Annotated in this window: 20 protein-coding genes and 3 pseudogenes; 12 read left to right on the forward strand and 11 right to left on the reverse strand. The window is 62.4% G+C overall.

The genetic code is table 11. From position 1 onward, the window contains the following. A pseudogene (locus FV242_RS28535) lies at positions 1 to 221 on the forward strand (MucR family transcriptional regulator); the annotation flags it as partial. A gap of 27 nt (positions 222 to 248) precedes the next feature. On the opposite strand, the pseudogene FV242_RS35855 reads toward FV242_RS28535, so the two are convergent. The 3 genes and pseudogenes from FV242_RS35855 to FV242_RS28550 form a co-directional block, all read right to left on the reverse strand. After that, positions 249 to 443 (reverse strand): annotated as a pseudogene (locus FV242_RS35855) (hypothetical protein); the annotation flags it as partial. 122 nt (positions 444 to 565) lie between these two features. Then, positions 566 to 1555: a site-specific integrase gene (locus FV242_RS28545; protein WP_147941285.1), complete on the reverse strand. Its 990-nt coding sequence runs from the start codon at positions 1553 to 1555 to the stop codon at positions 566 to 568. Continuing rightward, the gene (locus FV242_RS28550; protein ID WP_147941286.1) at positions 1542 to 1847 is read right to left on the reverse strand and encodes a hypothetical protein; all 306 of its coding nucleotides are present in this window, start codon (positions 1845 to 1847) and stop codon (positions 1542 to 1544) included. The genes FV242_RS28545 and FV242_RS28550 overlap by 14 nt, the downstream gene beginning before the upstream one ends. Positions 1848 to 2055: 208 nt before the next feature. On the opposite strand from FV242_RS28550, the gene FV242_RS28555 reads away from it, so the two are divergent. From FV242_RS28555 to FV242_RS28570, 5 genes are all read left to right on the forward strand, one after another. Continuing rightward, positions 2056 to 2733 (forward strand): AAA family ATPase, encoded by a 678-nt coding sequence (locus FV242_RS28555; RefSeq protein WP_147910962.1) that lies wholly within the window; start codon positions 2056 to 2058, stop codon positions 2731 to 2733. Between the two features lie 160 nt (positions 2734 to 2893). Further along, complete coding sequence (locus tag FV242_RS34865) at positions 2894 to 3034, forward strand: hypothetical protein (protein WP_187278600.1); 141 nt, start codon at positions 2894 to 2896, stop codon at positions 3032 to 3034. 134 nt (positions 3035 to 3168) lie between these two features. Further along, the gene (locus FV242_RS28560; protein WP_147941287.1) at positions 3169 to 4215 is read left to right on the forward strand and encodes an SDR family oxidoreductase; all 1047 of its coding nucleotides are present in this window, start codon (positions 3169 to 3171) and stop codon (positions 4213 to 4215) included. A gap of 50 nt (positions 4216 to 4265) precedes the next feature. Further along, on the forward strand, positions 4266 to 4559 hold the full coding sequence (locus tag FV242_RS28565) for a hypothetical protein (protein WP_147941288.1): 294 nt from the start codon (positions 4266 to 4268) through the stop codon (positions 4557 to 4559). Positions 4560 to 4878: 319 nt separating this feature from the next. Next, positions 4879 to 6348 carry a PAS domain-containing methyl-accepting chemotaxis protein gene (locus FV242_RS28570; protein WP_147941290.1) on the forward strand — a complete coding sequence of 490 codons (1470 nt, stop codon included), beginning with the start codon at positions 4879 to 4881 and terminating at the stop codon, positions 6346 to 6348. 58 nt (positions 6349 to 6406) lie between these two features. Here the strand turns inward: FV242_RS28570 and FV242_RS28575 are convergent, their stop codons facing one another. After that, complete coding sequence (locus FV242_RS28575) at positions 6407 to 6604, reverse strand: hypothetical protein (RefSeq protein ID WP_147910651.1); 198 nt, start codon at positions 6602 to 6604, stop codon at positions 6407 to 6409. 47 nt (positions 6605 to 6651) lie between these two features. Here FV242_RS28575 and FV242_RS28580 point away from each other — a divergent pair, with 47 nt between their 5' ends. Next, a complete protein-coding gene (locus FV242_RS28580) occupies positions 6652 to 6858 on the forward strand; it encodes a hypothetical protein (protein WP_147910652.1) in 207 nt (68 codons plus the stop codon). 58 nt (positions 6859 to 6916) lie between these two features. Here FV242_RS28580 and FV242_RS28585 read toward each other — a convergent pair whose 3' ends face one another. After that, entirely contained in the window at positions 6917 to 7645 is a 729-nt protein-coding gene (locus tag FV242_RS28585) for a Crp/Fnr family transcriptional regulator (protein WP_147910653.1), read from the reverse strand. 902 nt (positions 7646 to 8547) lie between these two features. Between FV242_RS28585 and FV242_RS28590 the strand changes: the two genes are divergently transcribed. Further along, positions 8548 to 9111, forward strand: coding sequence for a PAS domain-containing protein (locus tag FV242_RS28590; protein WP_147910654.1), 564 nt, complete (start codon positions 8548 to 8550; stop codon positions 9109 to 9111). Positions 9112 to 9121: 10 nt separating this feature from the next. Here the strand turns inward: FV242_RS28590 and FV242_RS28595 are convergent, their stop codons facing one another. Further along, positions 9122 to 9343 (reverse strand): hypothetical protein, encoded by a 222-nt coding sequence (locus FV242_RS28595; RefSeq protein ID WP_147910655.1) that lies wholly within the window; start codon positions 9341 to 9343, stop codon positions 9122 to 9124. A 437-nt stretch (positions 9344 to 9780) separates the two neighbouring features. Between FV242_RS28595 and FV242_RS28600 the strand changes: the two genes are divergently transcribed. Continuing rightward, complete coding sequence (locus FV242_RS28600; protein ID WP_246692933.1) at positions 9781 to 10251, forward strand: MucR family transcriptional regulator; 471 nt, start codon at positions 9781 to 9783, stop codon at positions 10249 to 10251. A gap of 99 nt (positions 10252 to 10350) precedes the next feature. Here the strand turns inward: FV242_RS28600 and FV242_RS34870 are convergent, their stop codons facing one another. After that, entirely contained in the window at positions 10351 to 10494 is a 144-nt protein-coding gene (locus FV242_RS34870) for a hypothetical protein (protein ID WP_187278601.1), read from the reverse strand. A gap of 152 nt (positions 10495 to 10646) precedes the next feature. Between FV242_RS34870 and FV242_RS28605 the strand changes: the two genes are divergently transcribed. Both FV242_RS28605 and FV242_RS28610 read left to right on the forward strand, forming a co-directional pair. Beyond that, a complete protein-coding gene (locus FV242_RS28605) occupies positions 10647 to 10865 on the forward strand; it encodes a hypothetical protein (RefSeq protein WP_147910657.1) in 219 nt (72 codons plus the stop codon). A 2-nt stretch (positions 10866 to 10867) separates the two neighbouring features. Next, positions 10868 to 11068, forward strand: coding sequence for a hypothetical protein (locus FV242_RS28610; protein ID WP_147910658.1), 201 nt, complete (start codon positions 10868 to 10870; stop codon positions 11066 to 11068). 275 nt (positions 11069 to 11343) lie between these two features. Here the strand turns inward: FV242_RS28610 and FV242_RS28615 are convergent, their stop codons facing one another. Further along, the gene (locus FV242_RS28615) at positions 11344 to 11601 is read right to left on the reverse strand and encodes a hypothetical protein (protein WP_147910659.1); all 258 of its coding nucleotides are present in this window, start codon (positions 11599 to 11601) and stop codon (positions 11344 to 11346) included. Positions 11602 to 11830: 229 nt separating this feature from the next. Between FV242_RS28615 and FV242_RS28620 the strand changes: the two genes are divergently transcribed. Further along, positions 11831 to 12583, forward strand: coding sequence for a Crp/Fnr family transcriptional regulator (locus FV242_RS28620; protein WP_187278602.1), 753 nt, complete (start codon positions 11831 to 11833; stop codon positions 12581 to 12583). Positions 12584 to 12892: 309 nt separating this feature from the next. Here the strand turns inward: FV242_RS28620 and FV242_RS28625 are convergent, their stop codons facing one another. The 3 genes and pseudogenes from FV242_RS28625 to FV242_RS35860 all read right to left on the reverse strand — a co-directional run. Beyond that, complete coding sequence (locus FV242_RS28625) at positions 12893 to 13141, reverse strand: hypothetical protein (protein ID WP_147910660.1); 249 nt, start codon at positions 13139 to 13141, stop codon at positions 12893 to 12895. 481 nt (positions 13142 to 13622) lie between these two features. After that, the gene (locus FV242_RS28630; RefSeq protein ID WP_147910661.1) at positions 13623 to 13871 is read right to left on the reverse strand and encodes a hypothetical protein; all 249 of its coding nucleotides are present in this window, start codon (positions 13869 to 13871) and stop codon (positions 13623 to 13625) included. 133 nt (positions 13872 to 14004) lie between these two features. Further along, a pseudogene (locus tag FV242_RS35860) lies at positions 14005 to 14121 on the reverse strand (transaldolase); the annotation flags it as partial.

The raw sequence follows: 14121 nt of genomic DNA on the forward strand, positions 1-14121 counted from the left end.
CGTACAAGACGCTGAAGCGGCACCTCAGCAAGAGCGGCATGTCGATCGAGCAGTACCGGGAGCGCTACGGCCTGCCGCGCGACTACCCCTCCACGGCCGCCAGCTACTCCGAGCAGCGTTCGGCTCTTGCCCGCTCGCTCGGCCTCGGCCAACAGCGAAAGAAGGGTGCTCCGAAGACGGATGAGCAGGCGGAGACTGCCTCCGAGAAGCCCAAGCGCGCGCAGGCGTCGCACCGAGCTAGCAGTATGCTCTGCACGACGCGTGCGTTCCAAGTTTACCAACGCCTGCAGCTCAGGTTCTGCGAGATCAAGGAGCGTTGCATCGCGCCAGCGCAGCTTCGTCGCACCGCGACGGCTGAACCAACGACGCCTCTCATCCTCGACGAGGAGGATGAGCTTCCCCCTCCATGTTCGTTTGAACCAGAACCGTCCCGTCAGCGCCATGGCGGCCTCGCGGATTTGCCGCCTAGCCACACGGACAGGGGCGTTCTCAAGACAATATCGGTCGAGTATCGCCGCGAGCACAACAGTCTAGGTTAAAGGGGATCGACGTCAGGTGTCGCAATTTACAAAAACCCGCTCCCCGAATGATCCTTGAAGGCGTTCGCTCGCCGGATGTAGCCGACCACGGTCCGGGGATCCCGGTGCCGGCTTTGGTCCATGATGCGGGTCAGGTCGGCGCCACGTTCCGCGGCGGTGGTGATGTAGCCGGCTCGGAGCGAATGCGCGCCGAAAGTCGAGGCATCGAGCCCGGCGGCCGTACAGTGGCGCTTGATGATATCGGCGACGGCCTGGGTCGTGAGCCGAGGTGGTTCTCTGTCCTCACCTACTTTAGATGCCCGCACCCGACCTGATCGCGAGACCGGCCGGAACACCGGACCCTCGACGATGCCGGCTGCATCGAGCCATTCCCGCATCAGCGCCACGGGTCGGATGAACCTACCGTGTGGGATAGCAATCTCCGCTCCCCTGCCCTCTTGGTCGGTCTTGCCTCTCCGGATCCGCACTCGCAGGCCTTCCGGCCCCTCCACCAGGTCGGCGACATCGAGGGCGACGAGCTCGGACCGCCGGAACGCGCCCGCGAACCCCAGCCCGAGTAGGGCGCGGTCGCGCTTGCCCGTCAGGGTGTCCGGGGTTCGCATGAGTAGAGCCGCCAGAATGTCGGCGGTCGCGGCCGCCTTCTGCTTCGGCGCGACCTTCAGCTTGCGCCGGGCGCCCTTCATGGCGGCGTGCACGCCCTCGTCGTCGGTCGGGTCTGGCGCCTTGGCCAGCTTGTGGCCGTACCGGATCGCCGCCATCCGACGCCCGAGTGTCGAGGCCGCCCTGCCCTCCTCGGCTTCTGAGACGATGAAGGCCGCCACGGTCTCGGGCGCCGCCGGCATCGACCGGAACCCGTACCGCCGGCACCACGCCTCGAACATGCGCACGTCCGACATGTAGGCCCGGATGGTCGCCGAGGCCTTCGAGGCGCGCTGATAGGACTGGACGAGCGCCGCGGTTTCGGCCGGCAGCCCGGCCTCGACCGCCTCGATGGTCAGGATTTCAGAGTTCGGCATCACAGCCCCGCCCGGCGCCGAGCGCCGTCGCGAACATCTCACCAAGGATCTGATCCGCCCAGTCGTTCGGGAGGTCCAGGTATCGGGAGGCGTGCCGGACGAGCCCGCACCATGCCCGGCCGTCCTCGAACTCCAGGGCTGGGCATGGGCCTTCCGTGCCGGCACCGATGTACTCGACCGCAGTGGCGCACGGCTCCTCGGCGCAGCAGTAGCTGCAGCCGTTGCACCCCTCGCCGTTGGCCGGTTTCACCGGCAGGCGTTGGCCCCTTGTGCCGTCTATCAGATGGAACATCGGCATAGGTTCTGCCTACCGGCCAAACTTTCGAGAATACCAATTCTCGAAATTTATAGGAGAAACGAGCCGAACGCAATTTAAATATACAGTAAACCTACACCTAAGTGTAAACTGTGTACCTCTACGGGACACCTAGAGGTCAAGCTAAACGGTATCTTTGGACCTTAGACCTACACAGGTTAGGAAGCGCGCCGGAGGTGAGTCGATGCGGGTTGTCACGATCTTGGGCTTGAAGGGCGGGAGCACGAAATCCACGCTCACCGCACATCTGGCGGTGGCCGCGCACCACGCCGGTATCCTGACGGCGATCGTTGATACCGATCCTCAGGCGACGCTTCGGATGTGGTCTACGCGGCGCCAGACGGAAGGACCGCCGGTCAGGCCGGAGACGACCCCGGACTTCCTTGAGCCGACGCTGCGCGAATTCGAGAAACAGGGCGCCGAGCTTGTGCTGATCGATACGGCGGGCAAGGCCGAGATCATGGGTAAGCGGGCGGCCGAGTTATCCGACCTGGTGCTGATCCCGTCACGCACGTCGTTGGCCGATATGGATGCGGTCCCGACCTCGCACACCATGGCGAAAGCGCTCGGCAAACCGAACTTCGTCATCTTCACGGACGTGGATGTAAGCGGCGCGAAGAAGGACGTGAAGGAGGCCGCCGCGGGGTTCGTCTCGCGCGGCATCCCCACCGGCCGCGAGCACGGCGCGCCGTTCATCTGCCACCGCAAAGGCTACAAATCCTGCTTGATCGACGGTAGTACGATCCAGGAGATCGAGCCAGAGGGGAGGGGAGCCGAGGAGATTGATGCCCTGTTCCGATGGGTGGCGAAGCAGGTAGGCATCAAGGTGAAGCGCAAGCGGACGGAGAAGCAGAATGGCTAAGCGGCCCAGCCTGTCCGCCTCGTTCGTGGTCGGGGAGCAGCCGATCCTAGACCCTACACCTCCACCTATAGCTCAACCTCAAGCTCAACCTCAAAGTTTAGATACACCTAAACCTACACCTAAACTTCGTGACCACCGAGAGAACCGGCAGGCGTTTACGGTGTGGCTCGACCGGGATTTGATCGCCAAGGTACGCGGGCTCTCTCGCGAACTGGTCACGGAGCACGGCCGGGCAGGCAACTCGATCGAGGCGCTGGTAACCGAGGCGCTGAACGAGGTGCTGGCGAAGCACGGGCGATAGGGAAGTGCGCAAGGCCGGGCGAGCCGTGATGATATGGCCGCCCGGCCGGTGTGACTGACGGCTCGTTCGGAGCAAAGTTGTCCCTCATGCGTCTGTTGCTGCGGGACGCTTAAGATCCTCGAGACGGATGACCGATGAGCCGAGACGCGAACCGTGACCAGCGCCCGACCGTAGTCGTGACCGGTGCGAGCGCCGGGGTTGGGCGAGCTATCGCCCATGAGTTCGCCCGGCATCGTTGGAATGTCTCGATCTTAGCTCGCGGCGAGGCTGGGTTGAAGGGCACCATCCAAGACATCGAGCGGGCAGGGGCGCGCGCGCTTGCGCACCGGGTCGATGTCGCTGACGCCGATGCCGTCATGCGGGCGGCAGACGAAACCGTCAAAGAGTTCGGCGGCATCGACGTCTGGGTCAACGTCGCCATGGTGACGATCTACGCACCCGTGCAGCAGACGCCGCCTGAGGAGTACAAGCGAGCGACCGAGGTGACCTACCTGGGACAGGTCTACGGGACGCTCGCTGCCCTCAAGCACATGCAACGCCGCAACGAAGGGGCCATCATCTGCATCGGTTCGGCCTTGGCGTACCGCTCGATCCCGCTGCAATCGAGCTACTGCGCTGCCAAAGCCGCCGTCCGCGGCTTCATCGACAGCCTGCGCAGCGAGCTGCTGCATGATGGTAGCCGGGTGCGATTGACGATGGTGCAACTGCCAGCCGTGAACACGCCTCAATTCGATTGGGCACGCACCCGCATGCCGCGTCGGCTGGAGCCGGTGCCACCGATCTATCAGCCGGAGGCCATCGCACGGCATGTCTACCGGGCCGCCCATACCTCACCGCGCGAGCTGTGGATTGGCTTCCCGACCTGGAAGGCCATCATCGGCAACATGATCATCCCGGGATGGATCGACGGCTACCTCGCCCGGCACGGCTACAGGGGCGAGATGACGAGCCAGGCAGCTCTCGAAGGGCGCCCGGACAATCTCTACGATCCCGTCGACACTGATCCCGGGGCACACGGGCGCTTCGATGACCGAGCCGTCGATACGGTCCCCGCGGCTGATCCGAAATGGCTTAAGATCGGCCTTGCCGGGGTATTCGGCCTCGTCGCGGCGACTGCGCTGTTTGCAGCGAGCACACAAGGCCAAGCCGAGGGTCGGCAACGGGTCATCGGGCGGAGGTAGCCACGGCCTCCGCCTCAGGGCACCAATGCGGCTTACGGTAGCTCCTCGGCATGTCCAGCAACCCCACAGTCTCTGACCTGCGCAAGGTCTCTGAGGTGACGGACGACGAGATCACCGCCGCGGGCGATGCGGTTCTGGCGGATCTCGCATCGGAGGCGTACCCGCTGGCGAAGGGATGGATCCTCGACCTCCTCGCGGCTATCGCCAACCACAAGGGCTCCCAGGACGCAGTGCTCACCGACCGGGACGCCTACAAGCGCAACATGGTTCACACCGCGATCTTGCTTGCGCATCCGGTCAAGGGATGGTCGAACCGACCGACCGACCTGCGGTTCAGCAGATGATGCGGCGCCTTGATGGGTTCGCCCGTGGCCTTGGTCTGGACGAGGCGACCGCGCGCAGGATCTTCGAGACGGACACGAAGTCGTGATCATCCATCTCCATCCGTGGACTTCGTAGTGGTAAAAACAAGTCTGGCGCGATACCGCTGATCGATATGCAACTCAGAGTTAGAGTGACTCTGTTTTTACACAACCGATATTGCAATATTTTTCGATACCTCTCGCGTGAATGCAATAAACTGAACGATGTTTGCTTAATTTCAACAGTTTTGCAGCGAGGTTGGTTTAGTCAATGTAAGCCGGGGAGAAGCGCGTGTTCACGATGCGCAATAACGACGCGCAGGCGACCCTCGGAGCGATCGGCCTGTCACAGGCGATCATCGAATTTCAGCCGGACGGCACGATCCTGACCGCCAACGCCAACTTCCTGAAGGCCGTGGGCTACACCCTGGCTGAGGTTCAGGGACAGCATCACAGCCTGTTGGTCGAACCATCCCATCGCGACAGCAGCGAGTACCACGCTTTCTGGGACGCCCTACGCTGCGGCACATACCGGGCCGCCGAGTTCAAGCGCATCGCCAAGGATGGCCGAGAGGTCTGGATCCAAGCGAGCTACAACCCGGTGCGTGACCGCTCTGGACGCGTGTCGAAGATCATCAAGATCGCCTCCGACATCACCGCGCAGAAGACCTACAGCCTCGACCTCGATGGCCAGATCGCAGCCCTGCATCGTTCGCAGGCGGTGATCTCCTTCACGCCCGAGGGCATCATCCTCGATGCCAACGCCAACTTCCTCGCCACGATGGGCTACGATCTCGAAGAGGTGAGAGGTCGCCATCACAGCATGTTCGTGGATGCTGCCGATCGCACCAGTGACGACTATCGCCGCTTCTGGGCGGCACTGGCCCATGGCGAGTTCCAGTCGGCTGAGTTTCGGCGCATCGCCAAGGGTAGCCGTCTGGTGTTCATCCAGGCGACCTACAACCCGATCACGGGGTCGGACGGGCGCGTGATCAAGGTGGTGAAGTTCGCCACCGATGTGACGGCGCAAGTTCTGGAGCGGCAGCGCCGGGTGGACGTGCAACGGGCGATCAGTGGCGACCTCGACGCCATAGGGCAGGCGGTCGAGGACGTGACCCAACAGACCGCCGATGCCGCCGCGACGGTCGGTCGGGTGTCGGACGACATCCAGGCTGTGGCGGCTGGCGCCGAGGAATTGTCCGCGTCTGTCGGGGAGATCAGCCAGCAGGTCTGCCACGCCTCGCGCATGGCTGGGGAGGCGGTCGAGCAAACGCACCGGACCGGGAGCATCGTCGCGAGTTTCAGCGATCGGGCGGTGCAGATTGGTGATGTGCTGGCCATGATCTCCGGCATTGCGCGGCAAACCAACCTGCTGGCGCTGAACGCGACGATCGAGGCGGCGCGGGCGGGTGTGGCGGGCAAGGGCTTCGCGGTCGTGGCGACCGAGGTGAAGGCACTGGCGGAGCAGACGGCGCGGGCGACAGATCAGATCCGCGGTGAGATCGGTGCGACCCAGGCGGCGGCGAAGGATGCCGTCGAGGCGATCGGCGCCATCCAGGGCACGATCCGAGCCTTGGATGAGATCTCGGCAGCGATTGCCGCGGCTGTCGAGGAGCAGTCGGCGGTCACCCGCGAGATGTCGGGCAGCATGCAGACGGCTTCGCGTGGGGCGGCGAGCATCGCGATCGGCGTCGAGGCCATCGCCAAGGCCAGCGGGCGCGTCGATGTCGCGACCCAACAGGTTCGGCAGGCCGCTAGGACGGTGGGCTGAAGGATGTCGGCTGGCACGTTAGCCGTTGAACGAGGGCGTGAGGGCGTGAGGGCGTGTCCTACTGCGAGGAGTGCGTGTTCAGCCCTTCGATCGTCGCCTGGACGGCCAGGACCTCGTTCTCCTCAAGGTCGTGTTGATTGGCGAGGTGCGCGAGAGCGGCCTCCAGGCCCTCGCCGAGATAGATGACGATGAAGTCCAGGCCGAACACCGGGGGAACGTCGAGCCTGTTCATGAAGCGAGAGTACGCAGTCCTCACAATCGCCTCCACCACCTTTAGGTTGAAGTCACCGTAATAACACACGGGTGATCGGCCACGAGGCAGAACACCTAGGCGGCGTGGTGCATCTGAGCAGAAAGAGCGTCGAGATCACCGTCGCCGACATGATCTCGAAGGTCGGGGTCAGGCCGCTCGCGGCGACCAGATCCAAGAAATTCGACGACCGTCGTAGTGGAAGAACTGCATCTAAAATTGCGTTTACCCTCAAGGGGATCGACGCTGTCGAACCTTGATGAAATGGTTGCCGGACCATCTCGACCACGACATTGATCCAGCGAGGCACATTGACGATCAATCGAGTGGTTCAGAACGCCCCTCTATCAGGCGAGCATACTCTAGCTCAGACCCGCCGTAGCTGTCGCCCGCGAGGTCGAGCAGGCCATCGCGGTCAAGAATTTCAACGCTACCCCGGTACTTCCGCACGAAGTCGCCCTTCTGCAATATCTTCAGCGCCGCGGTCACACCCGGCCGTTCGACGCCCAGCATGAACGACATGAAATCCTGCGTGACCATAATCTGGTCGCCCTCGACCCGATCGTGGCACATCAGCAACCACCGGGCGAGCCGGGTTACCGTGTTGCCCCGCGCGTTGGCGAACGCCGTCTGTGCGGTCTGAGCGTGTTGGACTTGGATGTAGCGGTGGAGAAGGCGACGCAGGGCGGGGTGCGCCTCGACTGCGGTGCGCAGCGCGTCCGCGCCGATGCTCAGCATGTGACCGGCCATCTGAACGAAGTGCGTGTGTGGGGTGCGGTCGTCACCCAGCAGGATCGGGCCTGCCCCGACCACGCCTTCACGCCCTACGATCCCGATCTCGACCCGGCCATTCTCTCCATCCAAGGTGATGGAAACGAAGCCGTCTTCCGGAAAGTGAGCAGCCTCTATCGCCGTATGAGGCGAGATCACGACTTGCCGCAGATGCATCGCCTGGACCCGCAGCGCGGGTTGCAGACTGGCAAAATCTTCCGGCGGAAGGGCTATGAGAAGTTTGTTACGAACGTCTGATTGTTGAACGAGAGGCATAGGTGCTCGCCTGTTAGGGGCAAGAGCACGCACGGTCTCTCAATCACCAGCGCCCTGAATACGGCCGGTAATCCTCAATAGGTGGTTCGCCATCAGCCGGTTTGCAACTTTTATTTCCCATAGTAGAAATATTACATGACCTGGTCGCGCATCAATATTTTTCTCAGCGGCCTGTATACTGAGGTACGAATATTTCCCGTCCATTGCCCTGGTCGATCTAGCGCGGTTGCGCTTTCAAGATTTCGCGGGCGCATGCGAACACGACCTCTCGCCCGTTTTCAGTTTCTATCTTCAGCCATGCTTGGAGGAGTTGAGCCGTAGCGCTCATGTCTGTCCGATGTTGCTTTTCGAAAAATGTATCGGTCGAGCAGCCTAGCACCTTCGCAAGTTCATCCAGTTTCGCTCGCGAACGATGGTCCGCCACCGGACCTAAGCCTTGAGGTGTCCGCATGTCCATCGAAGTCTGGGTCCTAATAGCGCTATGGATCACCGTACAGGATACAGCCTAGCATTGTAATACAAGTTGCGTAACTGTAAGAAAAATACAATAATAGGAGGCGGCGGCTTATGTAAGAAAATTACATTTGGCTGTGGTTCCTGCCGGTTATGGTCAAAATTTCCATGAACCAAGTTCGCGATTTAGATGCTGTGGCAGATGCTTGCATCGCGGCTCACACCGTGATCGAGATGCATGGGACCCCTGAGATGCAGGCGTTAATCCGGGTCATGTTGCACCTTGTCGGTCGAGAAATCGCACGAGGCGTTTTGCCACTGGAGGACGACAAACCGGCGAGCGCTGGCGATGGGCGGCCTTATGGATCGGTCAATGATTGGATTTGAGCGATCGTCACCGGTTATGGCGACACCAACGTCCGCGAGATGCCTGATTTCGGAGATTACCAATGCCGCTACCGCTTCAGTCCGCCCTTGCTGCTTCAGGTTACGTCGGCACATGGGAGACGGACATCGACGCCCAGACCGTCGAGTTCACAGGTGCGCTCCCCCGGTTACTCGCCCTCGATGAGGATCACGCGGCGACCCGAGTCCCCCTGTCAGCCTTTCTGGAGGGAGTACATCCGGAGGACCGAGAGCATGTCGGTCACCTCGTACACGAAGCGCACAGCACCGAGGGCCGCTTCGAAGCCGAGTTCCGAACGCTCGATAAAGCCGGAGCGGTGCACTGGATCGTTGCTCGGGGGCGGGTCGAAGCAGGCCGGGACGGTCATGGGGCTCGCTGCATCGGCCTTGCCACAGACCTCACTGATAGTCGCCAAGCCGACCCAACATCAGCGGATCAGACGGTGCAGGCGATAGAGCGGATCGCAGATGCCTTAATCGCGGTACGGCCCCTGGCGGAAGGGCTGGACTCGCCGACCTTGAAGACGTTGATCGATGCCACGCTGTTCGAACTCGGGAGGCTCCTGGCCGAACGCGAGGTGCGGCACGGTCCTGCGGAGATGCACTGAACGCCGTCCGTCAGGTCCCTTGTTCCCGCGCCGCGATGGAGCGAACGAAGTCCAGGCAGGCTTGCCGATTGTCGGCGTCTACAATCGCCTCGAACGAGCGGACGAGTTCTGCCACCTGCTGAGCCTGCTGTGGTTCCGAACCGCTGCTGCTGTACAGGGTGGATACACTCGTCCCGAGCGATACGGCGATCCGATCCAGGATGCGCTGTGCGCCCGACTTTTCGTCGGCCATTGGCTCGGTTCCCCTGGTGGAGAGGCCGATTGTCACGATCTGAGGCTACGATGAGAGGTAGCCATCAGTCGAACAACTGGACCGAGACGGGATTTCACGCCGAACCAGCGCAGCGAAAGCCGTCATCGAGCCTTGGGCAAAGGCACAACCCTTAGTTAACTTCATGCCGGGCAATCAGATCCGCAGGGCGGGCAGAACTTTCGCGCATGATGCCCAAGCGACACGGTGATTTGCCTCACGCAGCCACATAAAAATTCCAAATGAGTGCTCGTACCGCGAGACAGGCAGGAACGCAGGCTCCCCTGTGGTCGCCGCAGATGTTCACGCCCGCAATAACGCTTTCTCTCGCTGGGGCCTTGATTTCGTCGAGCAAATCCTGTTGTGGCTGCGATCCTCGGCATGACCGCACGAGCGAAAAGACGCAGGCAGGAATTGAAGTGACGGAAGAAAACGTTGGGGGTGTCCCAAATTTTACCGAACTCGCTGGCGAAATTGTTGCCGCCTACGTGTCGAACAACCCCGTCCCCCCATCAGAACTGCCGAAGCTGATCCAGACCGTGCACAGCGCGGTGGTCGGGTTGGCCTCCGGCGTCGGTTCCAGCGCAACCACCAAGGGCGACGACGCCGAGAAGCTGACCCCGGCGCAGATCCGTAAGTCGGTCCGCGACGATGGCATCGTCAGCTTCATCGACGGCAAGACCTACAAGACGCTCAAGCGCCACCTCAGCAGCCACGGGCTCGACCCACGCAGCTATCGCGACCGCTACGGCCTGCCCGCTGACTACCCGATGGTGGCCCCGAGCTACGCCGCACAGCGCTCCGCGCTCGCCAGGGCCATCGGCCTCGGCCGCCTAGGCACTGCAACCGAAGCTGCTCCGCAGGCTCGCCGTAAGGCAGCCGGATCCTGAAGCCACCGTGACGGCTCGGCCCCGTCGTCCGATCTGATCACGGGCTGACGGGGGAGGTCGTCGATCTCACCTGCGTCCCCATAGGTTGCCGGGATCTGGTTAGCGCACCGTGAGCCGCGCTGGCTTGGCGCTGTGTCGGAACAGGCCGCGCAGCGCACGGAACGGCAGTAGAACCATCTTGGCCACGCCGTGGGCGGCCATGACGACGACAACGGCCAACAGGGCCAACAGGGTGTTCAGCACGCAGGATACTCCGGGCGGCGTGATACTCGGCGGACCGCCCCCACCATTGGCTCTAGGAGGCGCGCCGATCGCGGCGGGACTGTGATGCAGATACCTGTGATCCAGGCGCATTCCCCGGTGACGCGCGGGTCTGCTGCTCGTACCCCGGATCGATGCCGCACTCGCAGAAGCGCCATGCCTACCTCGTGGCCGTGTCGCAGAAGCGCGAGGCGGTCCGTGTCTACGCGGTGCTGGCGGTGACATCAGACGAGGCGTTGGAAGCCATGGCGTTGAACGTCCCGCCCAAGACGAAGGTGGAGATCGTTGGAACCCTGTCGCGGGCCTTGGTGAAGCGCATTCGGCTCAAGCCGGGGGAGCTACGATTGGTGTGACAGTGTCCGACCTGCTCACCGCTGACGAAGCAGCGAAGCTGCTGCGGATCAAGGTGAACGACGACGCCGAGATCGTCGAGAAGATCGACGATGCTAAGATCGTGGCCGACGATCTCGCTTCGGTCATCGTCTCCGAGATCTCGATGAACTCCTCGGCGGCAGTCCTGCCGAGACATCCGCTATCTCGAAGACCATCGCGATGATCTTCGACCCGTCCCGCATCGGCGCCCGGCGGCTCGGAAGTATGTACCAGCAGGGCGAGGCGTGCCGGAAGATGTTCTCGATGGCGCCGTGTCAGATCGCGACGAAGTTCGGGAGCAGGGTGAGGCAGGACCGGCTAACATCCGGTAGAGCCACGCGAAAATCTGCTCCCAGCCATGCGGCCAGAAACAGGGGTGCCCAACTTGGCTTGGTGAGAACTTCGATCCCTGGCGCACGCCTACGGCACTTCGGCACGTGCCCCTACACTAGATGATCTTCAGCGTCGTGCTTGTGACGGCGGACCCACTGTCAGGCCATTGAAGGCGAGCGTTGCCGTGTAGACCGTCTGGTTCTGCTCATCGCGTACCACGACGGAGATGAAGTGGTGATCGCCGTCTCTCGGCAGGAGGTCTCTGGCTATCTCTGGAAGAGTGCGCTTGGCTTGCAGGCGGACGGCTTCCAGGTCGGCGCACTCCACGCCTACGTCGTCATGCGCAAGGTCAGGATTGTAGATATCGAAAAAGTAGCAGGCCATGCCCCTTCCCAGAAAAGGGAGAGCATACAAATCTCTCAGCCGCCGACATCCTCGGGACCTGCCAGCGATAGGCCAGTTTTGCATGGATCGACATCAAATGTCGTAACATACGTCAGCGGCCAAATGCCCGTCAATAATACGGTATACGATTGCCGACCCCGGCATATGATCTTAGGGATCAATGGCCGGAGATTACGCGCTCCCGCTCGGAAAAGGGAGCGAGAGCGCAATGACTGGACTAAATCACGGGGCAGACACGCACGCGATCCTGCGCAAGGTATCGAGCATCGCCCTCTTCACGCTCTCTGACGAGGAGCGGGCGGCAATGATCGCCTTACCGATACAGGAGGCGCAGTTCGACGCCTACCAAGACATCGTGCGCGAGGGCGATCGACCCTCCCGCTGCTTTGCGGTGCTGGATGGCTTCACCGCCACGTATAAGACGACCCTCACGGGCAAGCGTCAGGTTGCAGCCTACCATGTCCCCGGTGATGTGCCGGACATCCAGAGTCTGCACCTCAAGGTGCTCGACAACAGCATCTCCGCAATCGGTCCATGCAAAATCGGCTTCATCCAACATGATGCCATGCGAGCGCTGTTCCTGGCCCATCCCCGCATTGGAGACGCATTCTGGCGGGTCACGCTGATCGATGCTGCCCTCTATCGCGAATGGATACTCAACATCGGTAGGCGCGAAGCCTACTCCCGCACGGCCCATCTGTTCTGCGAATTGATCACGCGCATGGAGGCGGTGGGGCTGGCTGCGGATCGGACATGCGCGCTGCCGATGACGCAGCCCGAACTCGGTGATGCACTTGGGATCACCGCGGTCCACGTCAACCGAACCCTTGGCGATCTGAGGGATGCCGGGTTGGTCACTCTGCGCAGCAGGCGCCTGAAGGTCCTCGATTGGGAGGGGTTGACTGCCGTCGCCGAATTCGACCCGTCCTACCTGCACTTGGGTCGTCAGGACGCGGAGTAGACCTATCACAACGGGCTCGGTCATGCCGCCCGATCCACTCGTAGATGGGGCAGGGTGCCCCCACATGTGGAGTATGATCACCTTCAAGCCGAACCCTCACAAGTTGCGGGTCACCCCATCCTTGAAGGAGCCGGGCCGGTTCGACTGGTCGGTCACGCGAGATGATGTGGTCGTGCGTCAGTCGGCTCGGTCCTTCGGCTCGGAGGGAGCGTCAGAGGCGAACGGTGATGCGGCGCTTCGAGAAATCACGTCTCATTGGTTGAGCGGACGATAGGTGCCGACTGCTCCGTAGCTATCCGCACGCAACGGCTACACCCGCTGTGGCTGCGCGAGCATGATGGCGGCGCGCACGGCGGCTCGCCGAAGCTCAGGGCTTGCCCAGCGCTGACCGATCAGCGTGTTGGCGAAGGGGTGGTCCGCAATGGCGGCGGCCGGATCGATCCGATAGCCCTTGCCGAACGAGACCGAACCGGAGGTCGGATCGGCTATGTAGGCGTTCACCACCGCAGCGACATCGGCCTCGGCGATGTCGAGGGTGGCGAACAGGTCGAGCGTCATGATCCGGTTTGCCATGGCGCCGTCATACCTGCTTTACGACGCCAGCGCGCGAACGATGGTTAATCGAGTGCGAAAATTCAGTCACGTCCCCGCGCGGCGGCAGTCGGCCCTAACGTATGGAAGCGCTGGTCCTAGCCCATTCCGCGGCGATGATCGCCTGCCGTGCGTCCGCGTAGCCTGGCGATAGCTGTCCGACCTTCCGGAGGACGGTACGCATCGTGTCAGAGTCGCCTGAAGCCGCGAGCGCTCGGCCATGCCGTCGGATCGCAGTCCGATAATGATCGGCCTTGACGGCGCTTGGCGTGCGCTCGATGGCCAGGACCAAAACCGCGAGAGCACCTACCGCAGCATCGACCTCCGAGAGGTCCGGTTGGATATGCGGCGTCTCCTTCATCGGTATGTAGCTCCTCGGAGTGTCAATCTGGCGTCCGAAGGCGCATACGCAGGGGACGTGCCGTGCTCGCCGAGAAGTGGCCCGCTGTCAGTTTGCGGTGAGGCGCTTGGTGTTGAAGGCTACATGTTCGCGGTACCGGGCGATGACCGTCTCGGGCGAGCCGCCCATCATCAGCGTCGTCATGGCTTCACCGGCGGCCTGCATCTTCTCGGTGACCATGGACTGAGCCTCAGCCAGCCCTTCGGCTCCGCCCCAGGCCAATCGAACCAACCGGAGTTCGATGACCCGCTGTGCCTCGATGGCGAGCAGGAACGACGAGAGGAAGGGATTGTACACGGCACACTCCGCGCCGCAGCAGGTACGGCTGCGGTTGAACTCGGCCGCTGCTTAGAACGATCCCTTAATCGCCCACATGCCCGACCTGCGTTTCCGAGCAGGCAACCGACCGCGTTTATGCCGGCTCGGCTGCTTATCCCCGCGCGAGCCTGTCGCGGATAAGCCCATGGAGAGCGCGCAGGTCGCTGCCGAACTGCCGGATGCCCTCGGCGAGCTTTTCCGTGGCCATGGCGCTCTCGTTCATCTCCCA

This window comes from Methylobacterium sp. WL64 (genome assembly GCF_008039945.1).
Lineage (GTDB): Bacteria > Pseudomonadota > Alphaproteobacteria > Rhizobiales > Beijerinckiaceae > Methylobacterium.